The 25,740-nt window shown below is 73.5% G+C and carries 28 protein-coding genes; 12 read left to right on the top strand and 16 right to left on the bottom strand.

Annotation, left to right across the window (positions count from 1 at the left end; all coding sequences use genetic code 11):
• Positions 1–65 precede the first annotated feature (65 nt).
• Positions 66–578, top strand: coding sequence for a CGNR zinc finger domain-containing protein (locus LZG04_RS22620; RefSeq protein WP_233819866.1), 513 nt, complete (start codon positions 66–68; stop codon positions 576–578).
• 37 nt (positions 579–615) lie between these two features.
• Here the strand turns inward: LZG04_RS22620 and LZG04_RS22615 are convergent, their stop codons facing one another.
• On the bottom strand, positions 616–1,500 hold the full coding sequence (locus LZG04_RS22615; protein ID WP_233819859.1) for a pentapeptide repeat-containing protein: 885 nt from the start codon (positions 1,498–1,500) through the stop codon (positions 616–618).
• Between the two features lie 100 nt (positions 1,501–1,600).
• On the opposite strand from LZG04_RS22615, the gene LZG04_RS22610 reads away from it, so the two are divergent.
• Both LZG04_RS22610 and LZG04_RS22605 read left to right on the top strand, forming a co-directional pair.
• Positions 1,601–1,972, top strand: coding sequence for a DUF1707 domain-containing protein (locus tag LZG04_RS22610; protein WP_233819856.1), 372 nt, complete (start codon positions 1,601–1,603; stop codon positions 1,970–1,972).
• A 36-nt stretch (positions 1,973–2,008) separates the two neighbouring features.
• Positions 2,009–3,385 (top strand): amidase family protein, encoded by a 1,377-nt coding sequence (locus tag LZG04_RS22605; protein WP_233819854.1) that lies wholly within the window; start codon positions 2,009–2,011, stop codon positions 3,383–3,385.
• Between the two features lie 79 nt (positions 3,386–3,464).
• Here the strand turns inward: LZG04_RS22605 and LZG04_RS22600 are convergent, their stop codons facing one another.
• The 8 genes from LZG04_RS22600 to LZG04_RS22565 all read right to left on the bottom strand — a co-directional run bounded on the left by LZG04_RS22600 (position 3,465) and on the right by LZG04_RS22565 (position 9,764).
• The gene (locus tag LZG04_RS22600; RefSeq protein ID WP_233819852.1) at positions 3,465–4,430 is read right to left on the bottom strand and encodes a hypothetical protein; all 966 of its coding nucleotides are present in this window, start codon (positions 4,428–4,430) and stop codon (positions 3,465–3,467) included.
• A 131-nt stretch (positions 4,431–4,561) separates the two neighbouring features.
• Positions 4,562–5,731: an SPFH domain-containing protein gene (locus LZG04_RS22595; RefSeq protein ID WP_233819927.1), complete on the bottom strand. Its 1,170-nt coding sequence runs from the start codon at positions 5,729–5,731 to the stop codon at positions 4,562–4,564.
• Between the two features lie 70 nt (positions 5,732–5,801).
• Positions 5,802–6,227 carry an NfeD family protein gene (locus LZG04_RS22590; protein ID WP_233819850.1) on the bottom strand — a complete coding sequence of 142 codons (426 nt, stop codon included), beginning with the start codon at positions 6,225–6,227 and terminating at the stop codon, positions 5,802–5,804.
• 39 nt (positions 6,228–6,266) lie between these two features.
• Positions 6,267–7,073 (bottom strand): DUF3097 domain-containing protein, encoded by an 807-nt coding sequence (locus LZG04_RS22585; RefSeq protein ID WP_233819849.1) that lies wholly within the window; start codon positions 7,071–7,073, stop codon positions 6,267–6,269.
• A gap of 11 nt (positions 7,074–7,084) precedes the next feature.
• A complete protein-coding gene (locus tag LZG04_RS22580) occupies positions 7,085–7,846 on the bottom strand; it encodes an aminoglycoside phosphotransferase family protein (RefSeq protein WP_233819848.1) in 762 nt (253 codons plus the stop codon).
• Positions 7,846–8,319, bottom strand: coding sequence for a GNAT family N-acetyltransferase (locus LZG04_RS22575; RefSeq protein ID WP_233819847.1), 474 nt, complete (start codon positions 8,317–8,319; stop codon positions 7,846–7,848). Before LZG04_RS22575 ends, LZG04_RS22580 begins: the two co-directional genes overlap by 1 nt.
• 75 nt (positions 8,320–8,394) lie before the next feature.
• A complete protein-coding gene (locus tag LZG04_RS22570) occupies positions 8,395–9,189 on the bottom strand; it encodes an SCO1664 family protein (RefSeq protein WP_374202854.1) in 795 nt (264 codons plus the stop codon).
• 8 nt (positions 9,190–9,197) lie between these two features.
• Positions 9,198–9,764: a DUF3090 domain-containing protein gene (locus LZG04_RS22565; protein ID WP_233819845.1), complete on the bottom strand. Its 567-nt coding sequence runs from the start codon at positions 9,762–9,764 to the stop codon at positions 9,198–9,200.
• Positions 9,765–9,894: 130 nt separating this feature from the next.
• On the opposite strand from LZG04_RS22565, the gene LZG04_RS22560 reads away from it, so the two are divergent.
• Positions 9,895–11,808, top strand: a complete 1,914-nt coding sequence (locus tag LZG04_RS22560; protein ID WP_233819844.1) for a prolyl oligopeptidase family serine peptidase — start codon at positions 9,895–9,897, stop codon at positions 11,806–11,808.
• The gene (locus tag LZG04_RS22555; RefSeq protein ID WP_233819843.1) at positions 11,805–12,692 is read left to right on the top strand and encodes an LD-carboxypeptidase; all 888 of its coding nucleotides are present in this window, start codon (positions 11,805–11,807) and stop codon (positions 12,690–12,692) included. Before LZG04_RS22560 ends, LZG04_RS22555 begins: the two co-directional genes overlap by 4 nt.
• Positions 12,693–13,085: 393 nt before the next feature.
• On the opposite strand, the gene LZG04_RS22550 is transcribed toward LZG04_RS22555, so the two are convergent.
• Positions 13,086–13,655, bottom strand: a complete 570-nt coding sequence (locus LZG04_RS22550; protein WP_233819842.1) for a hypothetical protein — start codon at positions 13,653–13,655, stop codon at positions 13,086–13,088.
• 114 nt (positions 13,656–13,769) lie between these two features.
• Between LZG04_RS22550 and LZG04_RS22545 the strand changes: the two genes are divergently transcribed.
• Both LZG04_RS22545 and LZG04_RS22540 read left to right on the top strand, forming a co-directional pair.
• Positions 13,770–14,204 (top strand): Hsp20/alpha crystallin family protein, encoded by a 435-nt coding sequence (locus tag LZG04_RS22545; RefSeq protein ID WP_233819841.1) that lies wholly within the window; start codon positions 13,770–13,772, stop codon positions 14,202–14,204.
• Between the two features lie 320 nt (positions 14,205–14,524).
• Complete coding sequence (locus tag LZG04_RS22540) at positions 14,525–15,049, top strand: DUF6886 family protein (RefSeq protein WP_233819839.1); 525 nt, start codon at positions 14,525–14,527, stop codon at positions 15,047–15,049.
• Positions 15,050–15,061: 12 nt separating this feature from the next.
• Here the strand turns inward: LZG04_RS22540 and LZG04_RS22535 are convergent, their stop codons facing one another.
• Both LZG04_RS22535 and LZG04_RS22530 read right to left on the bottom strand, forming a co-directional pair.
• Entirely contained in the window at positions 15,062–15,382 is a 321-nt protein-coding gene (locus LZG04_RS22535) for a hypothetical protein (protein WP_233819837.1), read from the bottom strand.
• Between the two features lie 276 nt (positions 15,383–15,658).
• Entirely contained in the window at positions 15,659–15,778 is a 120-nt protein-coding gene (locus LZG04_RS22530; protein ID WP_374202851.1) for an NmrA family NAD(P)-binding protein, read from the bottom strand.
• A gap of 196 nt (positions 15,779–15,974) precedes the next feature.
• Between LZG04_RS22530 and LZG04_RS22525 the strand changes: the two genes are divergently transcribed.
• From LZG04_RS22525 to LZG04_RS22505, 5 genes are all read left to right on the top strand, one after another.
• Complete coding sequence (locus LZG04_RS22525) at positions 15,975–16,616, top strand: HAD family phosphatase (RefSeq protein WP_233819835.1); 642 nt, start codon at positions 15,975–15,977, stop codon at positions 16,614–16,616.
• Positions 16,613–17,620: a phosphotransferase family protein gene (locus tag LZG04_RS22520; protein WP_233819833.1), complete on the top strand. Its 1,008-nt coding sequence runs from the start codon at positions 16,613–16,615 to the stop codon at positions 17,618–17,620. The genes LZG04_RS22525 and LZG04_RS22520 overlap by 4 nt, the downstream gene beginning before the upstream one ends.
• The gene (locus tag LZG04_RS22515; RefSeq protein ID WP_233819831.1) at positions 17,620–18,831 is read left to right on the top strand and encodes an acyl-CoA dehydrogenase family protein; all 1,212 of its coding nucleotides are present in this window, start codon (positions 17,620–17,622) and stop codon (positions 18,829–18,831) included. Before LZG04_RS22520 ends, LZG04_RS22515 begins: the two co-directional genes overlap by 1 nt.
• 4 nt (positions 18,832–18,835) lie before the next feature.
• Entirely contained in the window at positions 18,836–19,342 is a 507-nt protein-coding gene (locus LZG04_RS22510; protein WP_233819829.1) for a helix-turn-helix domain-containing protein, read from the top strand.
• 410 nt (positions 19,343–19,752) lie between these two features.
• Complete coding sequence (locus LZG04_RS22505) at positions 19,753–20,574, top strand: SDR family NAD(P)-dependent oxidoreductase (protein WP_233819827.1); 822 nt, start codon at positions 19,753–19,755, stop codon at positions 20,572–20,574.
• On the opposite strand, the gene nikE is transcribed toward LZG04_RS22505, so the two are convergent.
• From nikE to LZG04_RS22485, 4 genes are read right to left on the bottom strand one after another with little or no spacing between them, the layout of a single operon-like run.
• Positions 20,529–22,118, bottom strand: coding sequence for an ABC transporter ATP-binding protein (gene nikE, locus LZG04_RS22500; RefSeq protein WP_233819826.1), 1,590 nt, complete (start codon positions 22,116–22,118; stop codon positions 20,529–20,531). The two genes, LZG04_RS22505 and nikE, sit on opposite strands and share 46 nt — an antisense overlap.
• The gene (locus LZG04_RS22495) at positions 22,115–22,999 is read right to left on the bottom strand and encodes an ABC transporter permease (RefSeq protein ID WP_233819824.1); all 885 of its coding nucleotides are present in this window, start codon (positions 22,997–22,999) and stop codon (positions 22,115–22,117) included. Before LZG04_RS22495 ends, nikE begins: the two co-directional genes overlap by 4 nt.
• Complete coding sequence (locus LZG04_RS22490) at positions 22,996–23,997, bottom strand: ABC transporter permease (RefSeq protein ID WP_233819822.1); 1,002 nt, start codon at positions 23,995–23,997, stop codon at positions 22,996–22,998. Before LZG04_RS22490 ends, LZG04_RS22495 begins: the two co-directional genes overlap by 4 nt.
• On the bottom strand, positions 23,949–25,730 hold the full coding sequence (locus tag LZG04_RS22485) for an ABC transporter substrate-binding protein (RefSeq protein WP_233819820.1): 1,782 nt from the start codon (positions 25,728–25,730) through the stop codon (positions 23,949–23,951). The genes LZG04_RS22490 and LZG04_RS22485 overlap by 49 nt, the downstream gene beginning before the upstream one ends.
• Between the last annotated feature and the right edge of the window lie 10 nt (positions 25,731–25,740).

The raw sequence follows: 25,740 nt of genomic DNA, 5'->3' as shown, positions 1-25,740 counted from the left end.
CGGCACTGGGCCACCCGCAACAGGGGCATCTGGTGTTCACCCCACCAGCGTGGTGTCATGGTTCAGTGCATTTCAACCCTTACGGCGGGGCCGCGGCCGAACTCGCCGCCGCCCTGGTCAACGCCGACCCCGACAGCACCGCCGACGACCTGCTCGCCCTGCTGCGCGACCACGGCTACAAACCCCTCGGCCACCTCGACGACCACCAGGCCCGCGAGCTGACCGCCTGGGCCGCCCGCCTCTCCCCCGTCTTCGACCACACCCCCGACCAGGTCGACCTGGTCAACGCCCTGCTCGCGGAAACCGCCGCCAAGCCCTACATCTCCACCCACGACGACCGGCCACCCCACCTGCACTTCGCCCCCGAACACGCGCCCACACCCCACCGCGTCCGCGCCTTCACCGCCGCCGGCCTCGCCCACGCCGTCTGCGCCGACCCCGGCCGGCTGGGCCGCTGCGCCCGCCCCGGCTGCCGCACCGTCTACGTCGACACCTCCCGCAACGGCCGCCGCCGCTTCTGCACCACCCGCTGCGCCAACCGCGTCCACGTCGCCGACCACCGCACCCGCACCGCCTGACCCACCGCCGGCCGGCCCGCCGGCCGGCCCGGGGCGGTCACTGCAGGACGCGGCGGCCGAAGCGGGCGTTGCCGAACTCCGCCGCCTCGCCGATCAACGCCGACCCCACGTCCGTGCGACCGCGGAACCAGGCGTGCCGGAACCACGCGTCCTGGTGGAACACCACCTCGCCGAACAACGCCCGGCCGCCGAACCGCACGTGCCGGAAGTCCGCCCGCCCCGACACCTCGGCCGCCCGCAGGTCCGCCCGGCCCGACACCTTCGCCCGCGCGAACACCAACTGGTCGGCCACCTGCGCCGACCGCAGCGACACGTTCCCCGCGAACACCGCCAACCCGAACGACGCCGACCGCGCGAACAACGCGTCGGTGAACACCGCGTGCCGCAGGAACCGCGCCCCCGCGAAGTTCGCGTCACCGGTCACCGTCATCGCCTCGAACCGCGCGTCGCCCACGAACACCGCGCCCATCAGGTCCACCCGGTTCACCCGGCACCCCGACAGGTCGAAGTCCACCAGGATCGCCCCCGGCGCGACCACGTCCATCCCCGGCCAGAAGTCCTCACCCGGCCGCAGGTGCGACACCAGCTCCCGCTGCACCGCCGTGCGCCACGGCGCGTCCAACCCCCGGCTCACCCCGCCGCGCAACGCCGCCAACCACGCCGTCACCACCGCCTGCCGCCGCTTCGGGGCCTGCCTGCCGATCTCGGCCAACAGCAGCAACCCCTCCTGCTCACCGGCCCGGAACAGCCGGTTCGCCTCCCGCCACACCGACACCGGTGCCGCGGCCGCACCCGCGTCCGCACCCACCCGCCGCCGCGCGTGGTCGTCCAACAACGTCTCCGAACGCGACGCGCGCGCATGGCGCACGCCAATCCAGACGATGACCACCGCCACCGCCACCGGCATCAGCCACGACGACATACCCCCGATCATGCCCCTCCCGCGTACGTCCACGGACGTAGTTCCCGTCACCGCTTCGTGGCCGACGCCGTGACGCCCCGCCACCCGGAGCATCGACACCATGCACCCCACACCACCGCAGCGGGCCTCCGACAGCGAGCGCGACCGGACCGCGGCCCGGCTGCGCGACGCCGTCGGCGAAGGACGGCTCACCCTGGCCGAGGCCGACGAGCGCATCGCCGCCGCCTACCGCGCCGTCCACCGCCACGACCTCGAGCCGCTCACCGCCGACCTGCCCGCCCCCACACCGCCGCCGGGCCCGCCCGCACGGCACCGACCGCCCCTGCTGCCCGTCGTGCTGCTGGTGCTCGCGGTCGCCTGGATCGCCTCGCCCCTGCCGTTCCCGTGGCCGCTGCTGCTGATCGCCCTGCTCGTGCACCGCGGCGTGCGGCGTCGCGGCCGACGGCACGACCCGGTCACCCCCGCCGCCTGATCCACTCCCGGCCTCGACTGCCCTAGAGTCCGGCCCATGGACCTGACCGACGCGTGCTTCGCGGGCGCCGCCCGACAGGCCGAGCTGCTGCGATCGGGCGCGTTCACCTCGCGCGACCTCGTCGCCGAGTGCCTGCGCCGCATCGACCGGCACGACCGGGCCCTCAACGCGTTCCGGCTCGTGTTCGCCGACCGCGCCCTCGCCGAGGCCGACCAGGCCGACGGCCGCCGCGCCCGCGGCCAGGACGCGCCGCTGCTGGGCGTGCCCGTCGCGGTCAAGGAAGACCTCGCCCTGGCCGGGCTGCCCACCACCAAGGGCACCGCCGCGGTCGACACCACCGCGCCCGCCGACGCCGAGATCGTCCGCCGCCTGCGTGCCGCCGGTGCCGTCGTCGTCGGCCGCACCCGCATGCCCGAACTGGGGCTGTGGCCCTACACCGAGTCCAGCTGGGCCGGCGCCACCCGCAACCCGTGGTCGCCCGAGCACTCGCCCGGCGGGTCCAGCGGCGGATCGGCCGCCGCCGTCGCCGCCGGCCTCGTCGGCGCGGCCATCGGCACCGACGGCGCGGGCTCCATCCGCATCCCCGCGGCGTGCACGGGGCTGTTCGGGCTCAAACCGCAACGCGACCGCGTGCCGCTGGCCCCCGACCGCGACGTGTGGCACGGCCTGGTCGCCGCCGGGCCCATCACCCGCCACGTCGCCGACGCCGCCCTGCTCCTCGACGTCCTCGCGCCCGGTGGCGACCACACCGCCGCCGTCACCCGCACCCGCACCCTGCGCATCGCCGTCTCGCTGCGCCCCTGGGGGCCCGGCATCGGCGTCGACCCGGAAGTCCGCGACGCCGTCCTGGACACCGCGGGCCTGCTCGCCGACCTCGGCCACGACGTCACCCGCATCGACCGCGACCTGCACGACCTGGCCGGGCCCGCCGGGTTCGCCGCCCGCTACCTGCACAGCGCCGCCACCGGCGAGCAGGCCCTGGACCGGCCCGACCGGCTCGACCCGCGCACCCGCGCCGTCGCCGCCCTCGGCCGCGCCCTGCCCGCACCCGTCGTCCGCGCCGCCCTGGCCCAGGCCGAGACCCTCACCCGCGACGCCAACCGGTTCTTCGCCGACCACGACCTGCTGCTGACACCCGTGCTCACCCGGCCGCCCCTGCGCGTGGGCGAGTGGAACCGGCGACCCGCCGTCGCCGCCCTGCTCGCCGCCGACCGCATGACCACGTTCCTGCACCTGTGGAACATCACCGGCAACCCCGCCGCCGCGGTCCCCGCCGGCCACACCCGCACCGGCCTGCCCCTGGCCGTGCAACTGGTCGCCGCCACCGACGACGAGGCCACGATCCTCACCGCCGCCGGCCAACTCGAACGCGCCCGCCCCTGGACCGACCGCCGCCCACCCGCCTACCCCTGACCCCCGCGCGAGTCCTACCTCCAGAACGCGAGTGTCCTACGTTCACGTCACCCGTGTCCTACGTCCAGAACCCCCGAGTTCAACGCTCAGGACCGGCCGTCACCCGTTCGCTCCACCGCCGCAACCACTCCGGCACCGGCCCGCCGCCCACCGCGTCCACCTCCGCCTGCACCACCCGCCGCAGCACGTCCCCCGCACCCTCCGCCAGACGCCCCAACACCTCCTCGCGCACCGCCGGCCAGTCACCCCACGCCGACGCCACCTCCCGCAGCCGCACGTACCCCTCCCACACCGGGTGCGCCAGGAACGCCCGCTGCCGCAGCCGCACCGCCCGCCGCGCCCACCCCGCCCGCAGGCACTCGTCCACACCCAGGTCCACCAACCGGGTCGCCGCGCCACGCCCGCCCGTCGCCGCCAGCCCCCGCTCCACCCACGACACCGCCTCCGCCGACCGGCCCGCGTCCCGCAACACCGTCGCCACCTGCAGGTAGTGCCACCCCGACGACAGGTCCCGCGACAACACCAACACCTGCAGGTCCACGTCACCGGTGTGCTCGGCCAACTCCTCCATCACCCGCAGCAACGCCCACCGCTCCCGGTCGTAGCGGCCCGTCGCGCCGAACCCGATCACCGGCAGCCGCTCGAACCGCTCCACCGCCCGCGCCCGGTAGAACGCCAACCCGTCCTCGCCCAACGACGACGCGTACGCCGCCAACCGCACCTCCGGCGGGTCGGCGAACCCCGTCTGCAACCACAACAGCCACGCCGCCAACCCCGGCCCGTCCACCGACGGCTCCGCCGCGCACGCCACCGCGTGCAGGTCCAGCACCCGGTCCACCAACCCGGCCAACGCCGCCCGCTGCGCGCCGCCCTGCGCCGCCGCCACCAACACCTCGGCCAGCTCCCGCGCCACCCGCTCCCCGGACCCGGCGCGCACCACCGCCGACAGCTCGGCCACCACCGACGCCAACTCGTCCCACCGCGCGGGCCACGGGACGTCGACACGGGCCAGCGCGGCCGCCGCACGACCGGGTAAAGCGTCCACCGCGACATCCAACCGCACCCCGGCCCGCCCCACGAGACCCCCGCCCGTGCCCCCGAACCACCCGCACCCGTCCCCACCACGCGAAAAGGGGCGCCGGCGACACCGCCGACGCCCCACCACTGCGTCCAAGATCACGAACCGGGGATCGCCCCCGGCGGCTCCGGCTGCCCGGACGCCACCTCCCGCGCCGGCGGCGCCGCACCCAACGTGCCCCGGTCCACCCCGCGCTCCACCGGCGGCTGCTCCAACGGCCCCGGCACCTCCTTGCGCGCCACCGCCTCCGCCGCGCGCACCGCCTCGGCCACCGCCGGGTCCGGCGCCGTGTCGAACCAGTCCGCCACCGACGGGTCGTCACGCTCCGGCGACGAGGTCACCGGCTCCTCGTGCGCGGGCGGTTCGTAGCGGAACACCCCGTCCTCGCCCGGCGCGCCCAGCATCTTCGCGAAACCCTCCAGCGCCTTGCCGTAGTCCGACGGCACCAGCCACACCTTGTTCGCGTCACCCTGCGCCATCTGCGGCAACGTCTGCAGGTACTGGTAGGCCAGCACCTCCGGCGTCGGCCGGCCCGCCTTGATCGCCGCGAACACCTTCTCGATCGCCTTGGCCTGACCCTGCGCCTGCAGGTAACGCGCCGCCCGCTCACCCTGCGCCCGCAGGATCGCCGACTGCCGCTCCGCCTCCGCGCCCAGGATCGCCGCCTGCTTCGCGCCCTCCGCCGACAGGATCTGCGCCTGCTTCTGACCCTCCGCGGACTTGATCGCCGCCTCCCGCTGGCCTTCGGCGTTGAGGATCATCGCGCGCTTCTCCCGGTCCGCGCGCATCTGCTTCTCCATCGAGTCCCGGATCGAGGGCGGCGGGTCGACCGCCTTCAGCTCCACCCGCGCCACCCGGATGCCCCACCGGCCCGTCGCCTCGTCCAGCACACCCCGCAACTGGTTGTTGATCTGGTCGCGGGAGGTCAGCGTCTCCTCCAAACTCATCCCGCCCACCAGGTTGCGCAGCGTCGTGGTCGCCAACTGCTCCACACCCACGATGTAGTTCGAGATCTCGTACACCGCCGCGCGCGGGTCGGTGACCTGGAAGTAGACGACCGTGTCGATCGACACCGTCAGGTTGTCGCGGGTGATCACCGGCTGCGGCGGGAACGACACCACCTGCTCGCGCAGGTCGATGCGCGCGCGCACCCGGTCGAAGAACGGCACCAGGATGTTCAACCCCGGCGCGGCGGTCGTGCGGTACCGGCCCAGCCGCTCGATCACCGCGGCCGTGGCCTGCGGGATCACCAGCACCGACTTCACCATGACAACCAGCACGAACAACACCAGGACCGCGATGACGATCAGCGTCGTGGTCAACTCTCCCAGCCTCCACTCAGGCCCCGGACAGCACCACTGCGGTCGCGCCCGAGATCTCGACGACAGTGACTTCGGCGCCGGGCTCGATGACCTCGCGGTCCAACGACCGCGCCGACCACACGTCGCCGCCGATCCGCACCCTACCCCCGTGGCCGTCCACAGTGGACACGACGATCGCCGTGCTGCCCACCAGGGCCTCCACGCCCGACTTGTGCCCGGACCCCAGCGCCATCCGGCGCCTGATCGCGGGCCGCGCGCCCGCCACCAGGCCCAACGACACCAGGCCGAACACGATCGCGCTGACGACCGCGTCCGCGCCCAACGCCGACGCCCCCGCCGCGCCGAACGCGGCCAGACCCAGCATGACCAGCACGAAGTCGCCCGACAGGATCTCGGCCGCCACCAGGACGACACCGAGGACCAACCAGATCAGCGCGGCCACCGCTCCATCCTCGCACTTTCCGCGACCGCCGGTGGGGTTTCAGGCCCCGGGCTCGGTCACGAAGTCGATCAACCGCTCCACCGCGCCGATCAACGGCGTCTCCAGGTCCCGGAACCCCGACACCCCCGCCAGCACCCGACGCCACCCCTCGTGCGGCTCACCCCAGCCCAGCGCCGCGCACACCCCTTCCTTCCACGGCACGCCCCGCGGCACCACCGGCCACGCCGCGATCCCCACCGACGACGGCTTCACCGCCTGCCACACGTCCACGTACGGGTGACCGGTGACCAGCACGTTGGTGTCGGAGATCGCCGAGACCAGCCGCGACTCCTTGCTGCCCGCCACCAGGTGGTCCACCAGCACGCCCAACCGGCGGCCCGGGCCCGTGCCGAACGCCGCGATCCGGTCGGCCAGCACGTCCACCCCGTCCAGCGGCTCGACCACCACGCCCTCCACGCGCAGGTCGTGCCCCCACACCCGCTCCACCAGCTCCGCGTCGTGCAGGCCCTCCACCCAGATCCGGCTGTCGCGGGCCGTGCGGGCCCGCAGCCCCTCCACCTTCACCGACCCCGACGCCGTGCGCGCCGGCTTCGGCGGGGTCGGCGCGGGCCGCACCAACGTCACCGGCTGCCCGTCCACCAGGAACCCCGCCGGGCGCAGCGGGAACAGCCGGTGACGTCCCCGCCGGTCCTCCAGCACCACCTGCCCGTGCTCGAACCGCACCACCGCGCCGCAGAACCCCGACGCCGGGTCCTCCACCACCAGCCCGACCTCGGCCACCACCTCGGGCACCGTCCTGCGCTTGCGGCCCGACAGCACGTCGCGGCCGTAGTCGTGTGATCGCACGGCCGGCGACGTTACCGGCCCGCCGCCACCGACGGGTGGTCGGGGAAGAACCCCGCGAACACCTCGCACCACGCCGCCAACCGGTCGCCGTCCACCACCGCCGACCAGCGCTCGATCCCGTCCCGCAGGTCCGGCGAGGCGTAGGCGAGGTCCACCGCGTCCACCGCCGGGTCGCCCACGCACGGCCGCGGGTCGATCGCCACCAGCCCCCGCCCTCCCGCGTCCAGCACGTTGCCGAAGTGCAGGTCGCCGTGCAGCAACGTCGCCCGCACCGGGTCGCGGGCCAACCGCGCCGCCCGCGCGTGCGCCGCGTCGTGGTCACCGAGGTGGCGGCGGCGCAGCACGCCGAAGATGAAGTCCACCCGATCGCTCAACGGCGGGAACCCCTCCCGCGGGGGCACGTGCAGCGCGTGCAGCACCTCGGCCAGCCCCGGCCCGTCCGCGGCCGGCGTGCCCGGCACCAGGCCCTCCAACAGCAACGCGCCCCGCGCCGGATCCGCCCGCAGCACCCGCACCACCCGCGGCGACGGCTCCCACGCCCGCAGCGCGGTGTGCTCCTGCACCGAGATCGCGGGCTCCGGCGTCACCTTCAACACCACCGGCTCACCACCACGCGTGCACCACAGCGCGTGCGAGGTGCCCCCGGACAACGGCCGCACCACCTCCAGGCCCCAGTCCCGGCACAACCCCGCCACCAGCGCGTCCAACCCCTCCAGCCACGAACCCACACCCGGGCCGAAGCGGCGCACCATGCGGTCCCGCAACGACGTCATCAACCGTCCAACCTCAGGATGAACTCCTCCACGTCCTCACCGCGGCCCGCGGCGAACCCCACGTCCTCGGCGACCGCGACGAACCCGCACTTGGCCAGCACCCGCAGCGACCCCAGGTTGTCCACCGCCGACCTCGCGTACAGCGGCCGCAGCGGCTCCGCGCGCAGGAACAGCTCCAACGCCGCCGTCGCCAACCCCTTGCCCCAGTGCTCCCGGTCGATCCAGCAGGTCACCTCGGGCTCACCGAACCGGGTGAACCTCCCGACGTGGCCCACGACCTCGCCGTCGAACACGACAGTCCGCGCCACCGCCGAGTCGTCGGCCAGGATCCGCGCCCACCGCACCAGGAACGCCGCCCGGTCCGACGGGTCCGGCGAGGTGAACGCGGCCATCCGCACCGCCTCCGGGTCGCGCTGGTGCTCGAAGAACACCAACACGTCCGCGGCGGTCACCTCGCGCAGTTCGACGCCCACGCGGCAAGTAGACAACACCGACCCGGCCCGCCAGAAGATCCCCGCGCCGGATCGACCCGGCGGCGTCGGCCCCGGTCAGAACGCCGGCCAGGGGATCGCCGGCCACTCGGTGGACGGCTCCGGGTACACCCCCGCCGCCAGCAGCTTCTCCACCCGCTCGGTCAACGCCCGCACCTCCGCGCGCGTCAGGTGCTCGTGCAGCCGGTCCGACAACCCGCCGTCCAACCCCGACCGCAGCCGCCGCAGCGCCTCCACCGCCTCCTCGGGCAGCTCCTCGCCCAACCAACCCCACAACACCGTGCGCAGCTTGTCGTCGCCGTGCAGGCAGATCCCGTGGTCCACCCCGTACACCGCGCCGTCGACCGCGTGCAGCACGTGACCGCCCTTGCGGTCGGCGTTGTTCACCACCACGTCGAACGCCGCCATCAACCGCACCCGCGGGTGGTCGGCGTGCACCAGCACCGCCGGCTCCCCGTAGCGGTCGTGCGCCCGCAACACCGAACGCCACCCCGGCCGCACCTCGTCCACCGGCACGATGTCGACCAGGTCGTCGTCCTCGCGGGTCTCCACCCACAACTGCACCATGCCGGACCCGAACGGGCCCTCCCGCAGCACCGTCGGCGGCACCAGGTGCACCCCGGCCGCCTCCGACACCAGGAACGTCGCCACCTCGCGACCCGCCAACGTGCCGTCCGGGAAGTCCCACAGCGGACGCTCGCCCCGCACCGGCTTGTACACGCACTGCGCGGTCACGCCGTCCAGGCTGATCCCGCAGAACAACGTCGCGTTCGACGCGTCCACCAACCGGCCCTCGACCTCGATGCGGCCGCGCCGCAGTAAATCGAGCACCCCGTCGTCCGCCGGACCCACCGCCGCGCTCAGCCCTCGTCCGAACGGCGGTAGCCGTTCTGCCTCGGGCACACGTGACCCTCCGGGTCCAGCGGCTCCGCGCACAGCGGGCACGGCTTGCGGCCCGCCCGCACCACCCGGTCGGCGCGCTCGGCGAACGCCCGCGCCTCCGCCGGGCTCAGGAACACCCGCACCGCGTCCGGACCCTCCTCGGTGTCGTCGAGCACCACCGCCTCGTCGACCTCCTCCTCGGTGATCGCGAGCAGTTCGATGACCACCGCGCGGGACTCCGCGTCCCAGCCCAGCCCCATCGTGCCGACCTTGAACTCCTCCTCGACCGGCACCGCCAGCGGTTCGGTGTCCCGGAGGTCCTCGGGGACCGCGTCGGGTACCTCCGCGCCGAACCGCCGGTGCACCTCCTCCAGCAGCGAGCCGATGCGCTCGGCGAGTACGGCGACCTGTTGCTTCTCCAGCGCCACGCTGACCAGCCGGGCCTCCTCGGAGGCCTGCAGGTAGAACGTGCGCTCGCCAGGCTGCCCGACGGTGCCGGCGACGAACCGGTCGGGCTGGCGGAATACGTGGATGACGCGTGCCATGACAACGAAGACCCTAGGCCACGCGAGCAAGATCGGCAGCCCTGCCCCCGCGCTTTTCCCCGACGGCGAACGCCACCGCCGGTCGATCGGCGCTGACCGGCCCGCCACCCGCACCGATAAGGTCGGCCGCGTGGTGAAGATCGCACCGTACGGAACGTGGACATCGCCCATCAGCGCGGCCGACGCCGCCGCGGCCGGTGGGGGCCCGCACTGGGTCGACCTGCACGACGGTCGCCCCTGGTGGGCCGAGGGACGCCCCGCCGAGGGCGGCCGGGTCGCGCTGGTGCGCGACGGGCAGGACCTGCTGCCGCCGCCGTGGAACGCGCGCAACCGCGTCCACGAGTACGGCGGCCGGCCGTGGGTGGTGCTGGACACCCCCGAGGGGACGCGGGCGGCGTTCACCAACTGGGACGACCAGCGCGTCTACGTGTTCGACCCCGACGACCCGCGTCCCGTCCCGCTCAGCCCCGAGCCCGAGCGCCACCACGGCCACCGCTACGGCGACCTCACCGCCGGACCCGGCCACACCGAGGTGTGGTGCGTGCGCGAGACCGTGACCGGCGACGCGCGCACCGACGTGCGCCGCGACCTGGTCGCGCTGCCGCTGGACGGCTCCCCGCCCCGCGTCCTCGCCGCCAGCCACCACTTCATGACCGGCCCGCGGCTCTCGCCCGACGGCCGCCACTACGCCTGGATCGGCTGGGACCACCCCCGCATGCCGTGGGACGGCACCGAGCTGTGCGTGGCCGAGGTCGGCTCCTCGCAGCACCGCGTCCTCGCGGGCGGCGAGTCCGAGGCCGTGTGCCAGGTCGAGTGGGAGGGCGACTCGCTGCTCGCGCTGACCGACCCCGACGGCTGGTGGAACCTGTTCCGCATCGGCCTGGACGGCACCAGGAAGAACCTCGCGCCGTGCGCGGAGGAGCTCGGCGGGCCGATGTGGCGGCTGGGCAACCGCTGGTTCGCCACCATCAACCCCGGCCGCTACGCCGTGCTGCGCTCCGGCGCGCTGGCCGTGCTCGACGAGCGCAGCGGCACCGTCACCGACGTCGACGTGGACCTGCCCGTCTGGCACGCGCACCTGGCCGTGCACGACGGCGTGGTCGTCAGCGGCGCGGCCGGGCCGCGGGCCGAGTCCGCCGTGGTGTCGCTGGACCTGTCCACCGGGGTGCTCACCGAGCACACCTCCGGGCGGTCCACGCTGCCGGTCGACTACCTGCCGGTGCCCGAGGAACGCGTGTTCCGCGGCCCCGACGGCGACGTCCCCGCCTACGTCTACCCGCCGCGCAACCCCGACTTCGCCGGGCCCGACGACGAGAAACCGCCGTATGTCGTGCACGTCCACGGCGGGCCCACCGGCCGCTCCTCGCCCGTGCTCGACGCCGAGCTGGCCTACCTGACCAGCCGCGGCATCGGCGTGGTCGCGGTCAACTACGGCGGCTCCACCGGCTACGGCCGGGCGTTCCGGGAACGGCTGCGCGAGCAGTGGGGCGTGGTCGACGTGCAGGACTGCGCCGCCGTGGCCCAAGCCCTGGCCGACGCCGGCGACGCCGACGGCGACCGGCTCGCCATCCGCGGCGGCAGCGCCGGCGGCTGGACCTCCGCGGCGTCACTGACCTCGGTGAAGACCTACCGGTGCGGCATGGTCGCGTTCCCCATCCTCGACCTGGCCGGCTGGACCGGCGCGGGCGGCGAGACCCACGACTTCGAGTCCCGCTACGTGGAGGGCCTGGTCGGGCCGTGGCCCGAGGCGGCCGACCGGTACGCCGAGCGGTCGCCGTCGCACCGCGTGGACCGGCTGGCCGGGCCCGTGCTGCTGCTACAGGGCTTGGAGGACGAGATCTGCCCGCCCGAGCAGGCCGACCGGTTCGCGTCCGCGCTGGACGGCACCGGCATCCCGCACGCCTACCTCACGTTCGAGGGCGAGCAGCACGGGTTCCGCAAGGCGGAGACCATCGTCGCCGCGCTGGAGGCCGAGCTGTCGTTCTACGGGCAGGTGTTCGGGTTCACCCCCGAGGGGGTCGCGGTGCTGGAGCTGCGCCGATGACGTCCGGTGTGCCGGGGGCGGCCCGTGCGGCCGTCCCCGGGCCCGGGCTGCTGCGGGCCGGGGACCGGGTCGTCGTGGTCAGCCCGGCGGGACCGTGCCCGGCCGGACTCCTCGACGCCGGGGTCGCGTGGCTGCGCAAGTGGGGCCTGGACGTGCGGGTGGACGCCCACGCGCTGGACACCCACCCGACGCTGGACTACCTCGCCGGCCACGACGCCGACCGCGCCCGGGCCTTCGAACAGGCATGGACGGACCCGTCGGTGGCGGGGGTGCTGTGCGCGCGGGGCGGCTACGGCAGCCTGCGCATGGTCGACCTGGTCGACTGGACGGCGGTCGCCGCCCGGCGCAAGGTCTTCGTCGGCTCCAGCGACACGACCGTGCTGCACGAGCGGTTGTGGGCGCACGGCGTGCCCACCTGGTTCGGGCCGATGGTCGCCACCAGGGCGTTCGTGGAGGACACCGACGCCCGCGAACGGCTGCGCGCCGCCCTGTTCACCGGCGTCACGGCCTACCGCGGGGTCGGCCTGGTGCCCGGTGTCGCCCGCGGTGTCGCCGTCGGCGGCAACCTCAGCCTCCTCGACGCCCCACCGCCACCGGGCGCGATCGTGCTGCTCGAAGACGTCAACGAGGAGCCCTACCGCCTCGACCGGATGCTCACCGCCCTGCGCCGCTCGGGGTGGTTCGACCAGGTCGCGGGCCTCGTCCTCGGCTCGTGGACCGGGTGCGGCGACCCTTCCGCCGTGCTCGCCGACCGGCTGGGCGACCTCGGGGTGCCGATCGTCGCCGACACCGGGTTCGGCCACTGCGAGGGCCAACTCACCGTGCCGCTCGGCGTGCCCGTCGAGATCGACGGCGGCGCCGGCACGGTGACCGTGGTCGCCTGACCGCCTCCCGACCGCACCGGAAGCGGTCAACCCGTCACCGCCGCCACCCGGACTCGCTGCCCGGACTCGCTGCCCCGCCGGTCACCGCCACGGGAGAGCGCGGCCCCGGTCCGGCAAGGGCGGGACCACCGATGACTACCGGGCCCGGAGTGCACCCCGGCCGACCGCCGCCGCCTCCCGAACCGGATCCCCGTACCTCCTGGTCACGGCCGGCCGTGACCAGGAGGTACGGCCACCGTGCCCGCAGGTCGGCGCGGCAGGTCGCGCCGGAGACCCGGTGGGCCCGCGCCGCCGGCCTCCCTCACCCCGGTACCCGTGGCCCTCGCTCCAGCGCCGTCGGACCGCGACCGTCCACCACCCCGCGGCCCGACCGGATGGCCCGACCCGCCCGGGTCAGTGGTTGTCGCGGGGCAGCTGGTTGTCCCGCAGCGTCTGGGTGTCCCGTCGCACCTCCTCCGCCCGCTCGTTGACGGCCTGGATCTCGGCGGCCAGGTCCGGGTGGGTGGACCGCACCTTGGCCAGCGCCGCCGTCAACGGCTCGAGCAACGCCACGGCGTCGTCCTCCGCCAACGCCTGCCGCACCACGACGTCCACCTGCCCGACCTGCCCCGCCAGGCTGCGCAACGACGCGGCGTTGTCGCGCGCCCACTGCGACACCGCGCGGTCGGCGGCGCGCCGGTCCCGCTCGGCACGCACCCGGCCCTCGGCCGTCGCGCCCAGCTCCGACGGGCGCAGCCGCAGGTACCGGCGCTCGGCCGCCTGCCTGCTGGCCACCCCCAACGCGGGAGCCAGCTCGGCCCAACTCGTGCCCAGCTCCCGTGCCGCGGCGATCAGCTGCGGTTCCCATCCGGCCAGCTCATCCCGCAATCGCCGCAGGAGGACCAGCGCGGACAGCACCTGCCCGGCACTGAGGTCTTCCCCGGTTGCCGCCGCTCGGACGGTCTCGTAGTCTCCGATCGCCATGGCGTCAACTTACCGACGACATTCGGTGTTGTCAACGAGATGACGACGTGGTACAACTGAGTCGGCAGCGCGAAGACCAGCGCATTGACCAGACAGATTCAGGAGGTGTTCCCGATGTTGATGCGCACGGACCCGTTCCGGGAGCTGGACCGGCTGGCGCAGCAGTTCTTCACCGGACCGGGCACCTGGTCGCGGCCCACGCCCATGCCGATGGACGCCTACCGCACCGGTGACGAGTTCGTGGTGGAGTTCGACCTGCCCGGTGTCACGCCGGACGCGATCGACCTCGACGTGGAGCGCAACGTGCTCACGGTGAAGGCCGAGCGTCGGCCCAACCGCACCGACGACGTCGAGATGCAGCTGTCCGAGCGGCCGCTGGGCGTGTTCTCGCGGCAGTTGTTCCTCGGCGACTCGCTCGACGTCGACCGGATCAAGGCCGACTACGACTCCGGCGTGCTGACGCTGCGCATCCCGATCGCGGAGAAGGCCAAGCCGCGCAAGATCACCATCAGCCACACCGACGGCGCACCGAAGGAGATCAACGCCTGACACGTCCACGCCGTCGGATACCGGATGTGCACCGGGTCTACGGCAGGTAGGCCCGGTGCACGTCGCCCGACGGCACCGCCACCATCACGATCACCCGACCGGCAATACCCTCGACACTTCCCGCGTGCAGGCCCCGGCCGCCTGTCCGCGACTACCCGGCCGGGCGGTACCGAGCCCGGCACCCGCAGACCCAGGGCCGACGTCAGACGCCAGACCTCAGACGCCAGACCTCAGACCCCGGGCCACCTCAGACCCCGGGCCAAGGGTCGACACGGAAATCGGTGGAGCGAGCCGGCCGGGTTCCGGCACGATCGTCGGCCATGCGACCGGCACCGGGCCAAGTGCTGCACTTCTCCGAGAACCCGACGATCACCCGGTTCGAGCCGCACGTGGCCGCCACGGCCCGCCAACCCGAGGCCTACGTGTGGGCCGTCGACCACGACCGAGCACCCGACTACTGGTTCCCGCGCCAGTGCCCGCGTGCCCTGGCGTGGGTGGAGCCGACCACCACCGCCGGGGACCGGGAGTGGCTGGGTGCCGAGCGGGTGCACGCGATCGAGTTCGGCTGGCTGCGCCGGATGCAGACCGCGCGCGTGTACGCCTACCGGTTCGACGCGGGGGCGTTCAGGCCGTTCGGCGACCCGCCCAACGCGCACGTCGCCACGGAACCGGTCGAACCGCTCGGCCCGGCCGACCCCGTCGGCGACCTGCTGGCGTTGCACGAGGAGGCCGGCATCGAGCTGCGGCTGATGGCCACGCTGTGGCCGTTCTGGCGGCGGGTGACCGCGAGCACGCTCGGGTTCAGCGGTATCCGGCTGCGCAACGCCGTCCCCGAACCGGCCTGACGGCCCGTGGTCTCAGCGGAAGTCGGCGGCGTGGTCGCGTGCCCACCGGTCGAACGTCAGACCGGGCCGACCCAGCACCCGCTCCACGTCCGGTGACACCCAGCTGTTGCCCTCGGGGTGGCGGCCCATCTCCAGGAACCACTCGATCACCTCGGCCGGGTAGACCTCGCGCCACAGCTCCCGCGCCTGCCCGGCGGTCGGCTCCACGAACCCGACCTCCCTCCCGATCGCCTCACCGATCATCCGCACCGCGTCCCGCCGGCGCACCGGCTCCGGACCGGTCGGCCAGTAGGTCCGCCCCGCGTGCCCGTCCTCCACCAGGGCCTCCACCACGATCGCCGCAATGTCGTCCTCGCGCTCGTCCGGTCGCCGAACGGAGCCCGCACCACGCCCTCCGCGCGGATCGACGCGGCCCACTCCCGCGTGTTCGCCATGAACTCGCCGGGGAACACGTGCGTCCACTCCATCTGCGACGACTCGATCGCCCGGTGGAACACCCGGTGCCACGACTCCAGCGGATCGTCGTCGGGACGGCTCGGGTCGTCGTGCCCCAGGTGCGTCAGCCGCCGCACCTCCGCCCGCGTCGGCACGTCCACGATCGCCGGACCGTCACGCTCGATCGACAGCCGGATGGCGGGTCAGCGCACGCACCGATCGGCCGGCGGCGAGCAGCCGACGCACCACGCACCGCCCGACGGTGCCGGTCGCCCCGGTGACCAGGATCGGCATGACTTCCCCCTCGAAAACACCGACACGTGACTGATAATCCCAGGTGAGGGGCTTGAAGAAGAGAACGTGATCGCCGGGGCGGACAATGCCGAAGCGAATGGCGAAATGTCAAACGCGAACACCGCGTTCACGTTTTCCGAAATGAACACCGAGTATCGGGCTTGCCGACATACCGACCGGTCGGTACCCTCGCGACGTGGACGAACGGCGCATCGACGCGGTGGTGCTGGACTGGGGCGGCGTGCTCACGGTCTCCGTGCCCGCCTTCATCGACGACTGGCTGACCTCGGAGAACATCGACCGGGACCGCTACGGCCGCACCATGCGGACGTGGATGGGACGTGACGCGGCACCCGACAGCCCGGTGGCCCGGCTGGAGACCGGCGAACTCACCCCCGACGAGTTCGAAGCCCTCCTCGCGGCCGAACTGCTCACCCTCGACGGCCGCGAGGTGGCGTCGAAAGGGCTGCTGCGCCGCATGTTCGGCAGCGCGCACCCCGACCCGAAGATGGTCGAGCTGGTCCGCGAACTGCGCGCCGACGGCCTGCGGACCGTGCTGCTGTCCAACAGCTGGGGCGAGGGCTACCCCGAAGAGCTGCTGCTGGAGCTGTTCGACACCATCGTGATCAGCGGCCGGATCGGGCTGCGCAAGCCCGACCCGCGCATCTTCCGGCACACGCTGGACCTGATCGGCCTGCCCGCCCACCGGTGCGTGTTCTTCGACGACGCGCCGGTCAACGTCGAAGCGGCGCAGGCGGTCGGCCTGCACGCCCACCGGCACACCGACGCCGACACGACCCGTGCGGTGATCGCCCAGCTCAGGGGAGTCGCCGCATGACCGAACTGCCCGGCCTGGACCTCGACCGGCTCGCCGCCCACCTCGGCAGCGGACCGTTGACCGGGGAGCTGATCCCCGGCGGTCGGTCCAACCTCACCTACCGCGTCACCGACGGCGAGCAGCGCTGGGTGCTGCGCCGGCCGCCGCTGGGCCACGTGCTGGCCACCGCGCACGACATGGCCCGCGAGCACCGGGTGATCAAGGCCCTCGCCGACACCGCCGTGCCCGTGCCGCGGGTCGAGCTGCTGTGCGAGGACACCGACGTCATCGGCGCGCCGTTCTACCTGATGGAAGAGGTGCCGGGCGTGGCGCTGCGGCACCGCGACCAGTGCCCGTGGCTGACCCCGGACCGGGCCCGCGCGCTGTCCGAACGGCTGGTCGACGTGCTCGCCGACCTGCACGCGGTCGACCCGAAGGACGTCGGCCTGGCCGACTTCGGCCGACCGGACGGCTTCCTCGAGCGCCAGGTCGCCCGCTGGGGCAAGCAGCTCGACGCCTCCCGCAGTCGTGACCTGCCCGGCATCGACGAGCTGCGCGACCGGCTCGCCGACAGCGTCCCCGACTCCGCCCGCGCCACGATCGTGCACGGCGACTACCGGCTGGACAACGTCCTGGTCACGCAGGACCCGCTGGACATCAGCGCGGTGCTGGACTGGGAGATGGCCACCCTGGGCGACCCGCTGGCCGACGTCGGCCTGCTGTGCGTGTACTGGAACGGCATCGGCGCGCGCGAGGACGACCCGATCACCGGGACCGTGCCGACGCTGCCCGGGTTCGCCGACACCGACGAGCTGGTGCGCCGTTACGCCGAGCGCAGCGGAGCCGACACCGGCGGCCTGGCCTGGTACACGGCGTTCGCGTACTTCAAGCTCGCCGTGATCCTCGAAGGCATCCACTTCCGCTTCACCCGCGGCAAGACCGTGGGAGCGGGGTTCGACCAGATCGGCCACCTCACCCTGCCGCTGGTCCGGCAGGGACTCGCCGCGACCTCAGGGGAGCACTGATGGACTTCGCCTACGACGCCAAGACCGAGGAACTGCGCGCCAAGCTGCTGCGGTTCATGGACGAGTTCGTCTACCCCGCCGAACCGGTCGCCGAGCGGCAGCTCGCCGAGGCCGACGACCCGTGGGCGCGGCCGCCGGTGCTGGAGGAGCTGAAGTCCGAGGCGCGCCGGCAGGGCCTGTGGAACCTGTTCCTGCCCGACCCCGAGCACGGCGGCGGCCTGACCAACCTGCAGTACGCGCCGCTGGCCGAGATCACCGGCCGCAGCCCGCACCTGGCACCCGAGGCGCTCAACTGCGCCGCGCCGGACACCGGCAACATGGAGGTGCTGGCGATGTTCGGCACCGAGCAGCAGAAGAAGCAGTGGCTGCGGCCCCTGCTCGACGGGGAGATCCGGTCCGCGTTCTGCATGACCGAGCCGGACGTGGCGTCCTCCGACGCCACCAACATCGCCACCAGCATCGTCCGCGACGGCGACGAGTACGTCGTCAACGGCCGCAAGTGGTGGTCGTCGGGCGCGATGAACCCCAACTGCGCGATCTTCATCGTGATGGGCAAGACCGACCCCGACGCCGAACGGCACCGCCAGCAGGCCATGATCCTGGTGCCGCGCGACACGCCGGGCGTGCACGTCAAGCGCGGCATGCACGTGTTCGGCTACACCGACGCCTCGCACGGCGGGCACGCCGAGATCGTCTTCGACAACGTGCGCGTGCCCGCGGACAACCTCATCGCCGGCGAGGGCGAGGGCTTCGCGATCGCCCAGGCCCGCCTCGGCCCCGGCCGCATCCACCACTGCATGCGGCTGATCGGCATCGCCGAGCGCGCCCTGGAACTCATGTGCCGCCGCGCGATCTCCCGGGTCGCGTTCGGCCAACCGATCGCGCGCCAGGGCGTCGTGCAGGAGTGGATCGCCGAGTCGCGGGTGCGGATTGAGCAGGCCAGGCTGCTGGTGCTCAAGACGGCGTGGTTGATGGACACCGTCGGCAACAAGGGCGCGCACACCGAGATCCAGGCGATCAAGATCGGCACGCCGCTGATGGCGGAGTGGGTGCTGGACAAGGCGATCCAGGCGCACGGCGCGGGCGGCGTGAGCCAGGACTTCCCGCTGGCCGAGCTGTGGGCCTCCGCGCGGACCCTGCGCCTGGCCGACGGCCCCGACGAGGTCCACCGGATGTCGTTGGCGAAGCGGGAGCTCAAGCGGTACTTGTGACGGGGTGAGCGACTACGACGTGTTCCTGTCCGACTGCCCCGCCCGCACGACCCTGGAGGTCGTGGGGCACACCTGGTCGGTCGTGGTCGTCGTCGCCCTCGGCGACGGGCCGCTGCGGTACGGGGAGCTGCTGGACCGGATCGGAGGCATCAGCAACAAGATGCTCACCCAGACGCTGGCCAGGCTGCGCGCCAACGGCCTGCTGACCAGCGTCGACGGCCGGCACGCCCTCACCGCCCTCGGCCGCTCGCTGCTCACCCCGGTCCGCGCGCTCGCCGCGTGGGCCGAGGAGCACACCGGCGACCTGCTCGACGCCAGGCGGGACGCCAGCGTGCGCGCCGCGAACCGACCGCCCGGTCCGGAGCCCGACCCGCACAAGACCGACCCGGGCACCGACCGCCGACCCGACCGCCGACCTGATCCGCGACCCGATCCGCGAGCCGCGTCGCGCGACGGGCGGCCGGGCTCCGACATCCGACCGCCCGCGGTCGGGTCGAGCGCGGCAGGGTAAGCCCGGCAGCGCGTGGCGCAGGGTTGGCGCAGGGTGGGCGGGGCGTCCGGCGCCGCCCGGTGGGGCCGCGGGGCGACCGCTGCGTTGGCCGGCCGCGGCAGCACGGCCACGCGCCCGGGCCCGGTCCCCACCCGGGCCTGTCCGCGTGTCCAGGGCGATGCTGCGCCTGGCCGACGGGCGGTGACTCCGCGTTCCTCGCGCAGTGCTGCCCGAGGGGGTGTTGCCCGAGGGTGGTGGCGGGGCAGGGGTTGGTTGCCGGCCTCGTTGTTTCAACCGACGTTCGACCCGGACCGAAACGGCGTTATCGTTGATGGTCGGGGGCAGATTCACCCGTCAGTGGACCGGTCGGTGAAGAAAAGTGCAGGTCAGAGGGAACCGATCGGTTCCCGGGGCCGCACGACCATGAGGGCATGAGTCGCATCTCCGTCGTCACCGGCGCGAACCAGGGCCTCGGGTTCGCCCTCGCCGAAGGTCTCGCGCACCGCGCCGCCCCCGCCGACGTCCTCTACCTCACCGGACGGGACGCCGGGCGCGTGGCCGACGCCGCGGCGGCCATCGGGCACGACGTCGTCCGCCCCGCCGTGCTCGACGTCGCCGACCCGCACTCCGTCGCCTCCTTCGCCGAAGACCTGCGGGAACGCCACGGCGGGGTGGACGTCGTGCTCTCCAACGCCGCCGCACGGCTCGCCCCCGACGTGCCGTGGACCGAGCAGGTCGGCCCGTTCGTCGACACCAACAACCTCGGCACCTCCCACGTGCTGCGCGCGTTCACCCCGCTCCTGCGGCCCGGCGGGGCGCTGCTGGTGGTCGCCAGCTCCTTCGGCACCCTGCGCCACCTACCCCGCCACCTGCACGAGCACTTCGCCGCACGGTCGCTGGACGAGGTCGACGCCACGATCCTGGCCTGGCGCGACGCGGTGCTCGACGGCACGGCGTCGCGCCGGGGTTGGCCGGACTGGATCAACATCCCCTCCAAGGTCGGCCAGGTCGCGGCCGTGCGCGCGGTGGCCGGGCGCCGCCGGGACGCCGACACGGCGGCCGGCACGCTGATCGCCGCGGTCTGCCCCGGGCTGGTCGACACCGACGCCTCCCGCCCCTGGTTCCCCGACATGAGCGACGCCTCGACCCCCACCGAGGCGGCGAAGCCGCTGCTCGCCCTGGCGCTCGGCGCGCGCCGCCCGGAGCACTACGGCGAGCTGGTCCAGTTCGGCCGGGTGCTGCGCTGGTCGTGAGGCACGGCGGCGAGCAGGGTGCGCGTGTAGTCGTGCCGCGGTGACAGCAGCACCTGCTCCACCGTGCCCTGCTCCACCAGCTCGCCCCGGTACATCACCGCGACCCGGTCGGCGATGGTCCACGCCAGGCCCAGGTCGTGGGTGATCACCAGGGCGGCCAGGTCGAGTTCACGGCGCAGCCGCAGCAGCAGCGCCAGGATCTCCCCGCGCACGGAGGCGTCCAGCGACGCCACCGGCTCGTCCGCGACCAGCAGCCGGGGACCCAGCGCCAACGCGCCCGCGATCACCACGCGTTGGCGCTGGCCGCCGGACAGCTCGTGCGGCAGCGACGGGAAGAACAGCTCCGGCGGGCGCAGCTCGGCCTGCGACAACGCCTCGGCGACCCGCGCGGCCTCGTCGCCCTGCACCCGGTGGATGCGCAGCCCTTCCGCGACCGCCTCGTACACCGAGTGCCGCGGGTTCAACGCGCTGGTCGGGTCCTGCAACACCAGCTGCACCTGCCGCCGGTAGGCGCGCAGGCCCGACGCCGACCGGGGCAGTTCCCGACCCTCGAACAGCACCCGGCCGGCGGTCGGCTTCTGCAACCCGAGCAACGTGCGCGCCAACGTGGTCTTGCCCGACCCGGACTGGCCGACCAACGCGACGATCTCGCCCTGCCGCACCTCCAGGTCCACCCCGGCCACGGCCCTGGTCGCGCCGAAGTCGACCCGCACGCCCTCCGCGCGCAGCAGTACCGGCCCGTCCGGGGCGACCTCCGACGGCGTCACGTGCCGCGACGCCGGATCGCCCACGGTCGGGAACGCCGCCGCCAACGCCTGCGTGTGCGGGTGGGTCGGCGAGGCGATCACCTGCCGCGCCGGACCTTCCTCCACGACCTGCCCGTGCCGCATCACGGCCAGCCGGTCGCACGTCGAGGCCAGCACCGACAGGTCGTGGCTGATCATCACCAGCCCGATGCCCCGCTCGGTCACCAGCCGCTTGAGCACGGCCAGCACCTGCGCCTGCACCACCACGTCCAACGCGGTGGTCGGCTCGTCCGCGATCACCAGGCGCGGCTCGCACGCCAACGCCATCGCGATCATCACCCGCTGCTTCTGCCCGCCCGACAGTTCGTGCGGGTAGGCGCGGGCCGCGCGGGCGGGCAGCTCCACCTGGTCCAGCAGCGCCGACACCGACCCGCTCACGCCGTGCAGCCGCATCGGCTCGGCGATCTGCTCGCCCACCCGGTGCACCGGGTTCAACGCGTGCATCGCGCCCTGGAACACCACCGACGCCGCCGCCCACCGCACCGCCCGCAGCCGGCCCCACGTCATGCCCTGCACGTCCTCGCCGTCGAGCAGCACCTGGCCCTCGACGCGCGCGGTGCGCGGCAGCAACCGCAGCACCGACATGGCCACGGTGGACTTGCCGCAGCCCGACTCCCCCGCCAGCCCCAGCGTCTGCCCGGACTCCAGGCCCAGCGACACCGACCGCACGGCCGTCACCTCGCCGCGCGCGCTCCGGTAGTGCACGCTCAGGTCGCGCAGTTCCAGCAGGCCGCTCACCGCTCCCCCTTCAGCCGCGGGTTGAGCACCGTCTCCAGGGCCCGCCCGCACAGCGTGAACGCCAGCACCACGCACACCACGCCCAGGCCGGGCGGGACGAGGAACCACCACGCCCGCTGCGACACCGCGCCGTGCATGTTCGCCGCGTGCAGCAGCGACCCCCACGACACCCGGGTCGGGTCGCCCAACCCGAGGAACGACAGCGTCGACTCCGCCACGATCGCGCTGGCCACGGTCAACGTCGTGTTCACGAACACCAGGGGCAGCACCGCGGGCAGCACGTGCCGCCCGATCACGTGCCCGTGCCCGCCGCCCAGCGCCCGGGCCCGCTCGATGAACGGGCGCGCCTCCACCGCCAGCGTCTGCGCCCGCACCAGCCGCGCGGTCGCGGGCCACGCCGTCACCCCGATCGCCAGCACGATCGTGCCCAATCCCCGCGGCAGCACCGTGGACAACGCGATCGCCAGCACCAGCGACGGCAGCACCAGGAAGAAGTCGGTGAACCGCATCAGCACCGCCGACACCCACCCACCGAAGTGCGCCGCCGCGATCCCGACCACGGTACCGATCAGCACCGACAGCACCGTGGCCGCCAGGCCCACCACGAGCGAGATCCGGGTGCCCCACCACGTCAGCAGCAGCACCGACCGCCCGTTGTGGTCGGTGCCCAGCCAGTAGGTGGACGACGGCGGCTCCCACGGCCGGGCGGTCACCCGCGTCACGTCCAGCCCCGACGCGTCGGTCACCCACGGTGCCAGCAGCGCCAGCAGCGTGATCACCGCCAACCCGACCAACCCGACCAGGCCGCCGCGCTGGGAGGCGAACTCCCGCCACGTCGCTCCCGCCGCGGCCCGCCGCCGCTGCCACGCGATCGCCGTCACGACGCACGCACCCGCGGGTCGAGCACCCGGTAGAGCAGGTCCGCGAACACGTTCATGGTGATCACCGCTCCCGCCAGCACCACGAACGTGCCCTGCAGCAGCGGCAGGTCCGGTCCGGTCAGCGCCTCGTAGGTCAACAGCCCCAGCCCGGGCCAGGAGAACACCGTCTCCACCGTGATCGCGCCCGACACCACCAGCCCCAGGTGCAGGAACACCAGCGTCACGGTCGGCAGCAACGCGTTGGGCACCGCGTGCCGGCGGCGCACCAGGTCGTCGCGCAACCCCTTGGCCCGTGCCGTGGTCAGGTAGTCCGCGTGCATCTCCTCCAGCAACGACGACCGCATCACCAGCAGGTACTGCGCGTAGACCACGGCGATCATGGTCAGGCACGGCAGCACCATGTGGTGCGCCACGTCCAGCGACTGCGACAGGAAGTCCGGCGGCGTGTCCGGGTAGCGCATGCCGCCGCTGGGGAACAGGTCGCCGGTGGCCAGCGACAGCAGCATGCCCAGCCAGAACGTCGGCATCGCCCACTGGGCCAGCGCCAGGCCCGTGGAGATCCGGTCCGACCGCGACCCGCGCCGCCACGCGCCCCGGATGCCCAGCCACAGCCCGATCACCACGGCCAGCACCGTCGACGTGCCGGTCAGCAGCACGGTCGGCCACAGCCGTTCGCCGATCAGCTCCAGCACCGGCCGGCTGTAGACGTAGGACGTGCCGAAGTCGCCGCGCACGGCGGCGGCCAGGTAGTCCACGAACTGCTCGGTCAACGGCTTGTCCACGCCCAGCCGCGCGCGCAGCTCGGCGAGCTGGTCGCCGGTGACCGGGCGGCCCCGCGTCATCGCGACCACGGGGTCACCCGGGATCACCCGGAACAGCAAGAACCCCAGCGCCACCACGAACAGCAGGCTGACCAGCGCACCGCCGACCTTGCCCGCCAGGTGCCGGATCACTCGCGGTCCTCCGCGCGCAGGCCGCGCCGCCGACCCACCAGCCACACCCCACCGACCAGCACGACCAGCGCCCCGGCCACCACACCGAGCACCAGGCCGGTGTTCGAGCCCCCGTCCTGGCCCGCCGACGCCACCGGTGTCGCGCCGTAGTACCCCCACACGCCGTTCTGCGCCATGATCACGCCGCCCGGGTCGGGCTGCACGGGGAACGAGGCGAACTTGTCGCTGCGGTAGGCCTCCAGCGCGTTGTCGTAGCCCAGGACCACGGCCGGCACCTGGTCGTAGAACCGCTGCTGCATCCTGCGCACGAGTTCGCGGCGCTTGGCCGGGTCGAACTCGGCGCGCTGCTGCGCGTACAGCGCGTCGTACTCGGGGTCGCAGAAGAACGTGTCGGTGGTGCCGCCCTTGCCGTCGGCGTTGGGCCGCTGGCCGCACGTGTGCAGCGACAGGATGAAGTCGGGGTCGGGGTTGGTGCCCCAGCCGGAGAACTGCAGGTCGAACGTGCCGGCCGTGCCGGCCTCGTTGAGCTGGTTGTCCGACACGATCTGCACGTCGACCACGATGCCCAGCTCCGCCAGCGACCGCTTGACGAACTCGGCGGTCTGCTCGTCGTAGGCGCGGCTGGCGTGCCCGAGCAGCCGCAGTTGCATCCGCCTGCCCTCGGGAGAGACGCGGATGCCGTCCGCGCCCCGCGCGTACCCGGCCCGGTCCAGGTCGGCGTTGGCCGCCGCCGGGTCGTAGGGGTAGGGGGACTCGGGCTTGAAGTGGTAGTCGGCGAACACCGGCGGGATCGGGCCCGTGCCGCGCTGCGCGTAGCCGCCGTTGACCTTGGCGATGATGGCGTCCAGGTCCAGCGCCTTGGCGATCGCCCGGCGCACGACGACGTCCTTCAACGCCGGGTGCCCGTCGCCGATCGGTTCGCCGGTGCGCGTGGCCGCCCCGGAGTTGATCACGATCTCGTTGAAGCGGCGGCCCTGCGCCTGGTTGCGCGTGATGCCTTCGGAGTCCTTGAGCGAGTCGAACTGGGCCGGGCCCATCCGGTTGACCAGGTCCACCTCGCCCTTGGTCAGTGCCTGCACGGCGGCGTCGGCGGTCTTGTAGTAGGTGAACGTCAGCTCGTCGTACTTGGGCGCGCCGCGCCAGTAGTCCTTGTTCGCCTTGAACCGGATGAACTCGTTGGCCCGGTACTCGGTGAGGACGAACGGCCCGCTGCCCACGACCGGTGTCCGGTCGTTGCGGTACTCGGCGATGTCGGTGACCTTCGACCACACGTGCGCGGGCACGATCGGCACGTCCAGCGCCAGCATGGTCGCCTGCGGCTGCTTGGTCTTGATCACCAGCGTGCGGTCGTCGGTCGCGGTGACCGACTCGAACTCGGCGGTGAAGCTGCCGTTGGCCGTGGCGGCGACCTCGTCGCGCATCATCAGGTCGTAGGTGAAGGCGGCGTCCTTGGCGGTGATCGGCTGCCCGTCGGACCACTTCTTGCCCTCCGGCACGTGGAAGGTCCACGTCAGCCGGTCCGGCGAGGACTCCCACCGGTCGGCCAGGCCCTCGACCGGGTGCTGGTCCTTGACGTCGTAGGCGGTCAGGTAGTCGTACATGAGCCTGCCGACCTCGGTGCCCGCCTGGAAGACCGACAGGAACGGGTTCAGCGAATCCACCTGCTGGGTGATCGCGACCCGCAACGTCACCGCCTGCTGCGCCTGCGCCGGTGTCGGAACCGGCAGCACCACCAATGCCGCCACCGCCGTGACCGCGCCGAAACGCCGGATACCCACAGTGACCACC

The organism is Saccharothrix sp. S26, from assembly GCF_021390395.1.
Lineage (GTDB): Bacteria > Actinomycetota > Actinomycetes > Mycobacteriales > Pseudonocardiaceae > Actinosynnema.
This window is presented reverse-complemented; position numbering and strand designations above follow the sequence as displayed.

Coding starts and splice junctions, on each gene's coding strand:
- LZG04_RS22615 (WP_233819859.1), bottom strand. CDS start 1,500: ATGTCGTCGTGGCTGATGCCGGTGGCGGTGGCGGTGGTCATCGTCTGG.
- LZG04_RS22610 (WP_233819856.1), top strand. CDS start 1,601: ATGCACCCCACACCACCGCAGCGGGCCTCCGACAGCGAGCGCGACCGG.
- LZG04_RS22605 (WP_233819854.1), top strand. CDS start 2,009: ATGGACCTGACCGACGCGTGCTTCGCGGGCGCCGCCCGACAGGCCGAG.
- LZG04_RS22595 (WP_233819927.1), bottom strand. CDS start 5,731: ATGGTGAAGTCGGTGCTGGTGATCCCGCAGGCCACGGCCGCGGTGATC.
- LZG04_RS22580 (WP_233819848.1), bottom strand. CDS start 7,846: ATGACGTCGTTGCGGGACCGCATGGTGCGCCGCTTCGGCCCGGGTGTG.
- LZG04_RS22565 (WP_233819845.1), bottom strand. CDS start 9,764: ATGGCACGCGTCATCCACGTATTCCGCCAGCCCGACCGGTTCGTCGCC.
- LZG04_RS22555 (WP_233819843.1), top strand. CDS start 11,805: ATGACGTCCGGTGTGCCGGGGGCGGCCCGTGCGGCCGTCCCCGGGCCC.
- LZG04_RS22550 (WP_233819842.1), bottom strand. CDS start 13,655: ATGGCGATCGGAGACTACGAGACCGTCCGAGCGGCGGCAACCGGGGAA.
- LZG04_RS22545 (WP_233819841.1), top strand. CDS start 13,770: ATGTTGATGCGCACGGACCCGTTCCGGGAGCTGGACCGGCTGGCGCAG.
- LZG04_RS22540 (WP_233819839.1), top strand. CDS start 14,525: ATGCGACCGGCACCGGGCCAAGTGCTGCACTTCTCCGAGAACCCGACG.
- LZG04_RS22530 (WP_374202851.1), bottom strand. CDS start 15,778: ATGCCGATCCTGGTCACCGGGGCGACCGGCACCGTCGGGCGGTGCGTG.
- LZG04_RS22520 (WP_233819833.1), top strand. CDS start 16,613: ATGACCGAACTGCCCGGCCTGGACCTCGACCGGCTCGCCGCCCACCTC.
- LZG04_RS22515 (WP_233819831.1), top strand. CDS start 17,620: ATGGACTTCGCCTACGACGCCAAGACCGAGGAACTGCGCGCCAAGCTG.
- LZG04_RS22505 (WP_233819827.1), top strand. CDS start 19,753: ATGAGTCGCATCTCCGTCGTCACCGGCGCGAACCAGGGCCTCGGGTTC.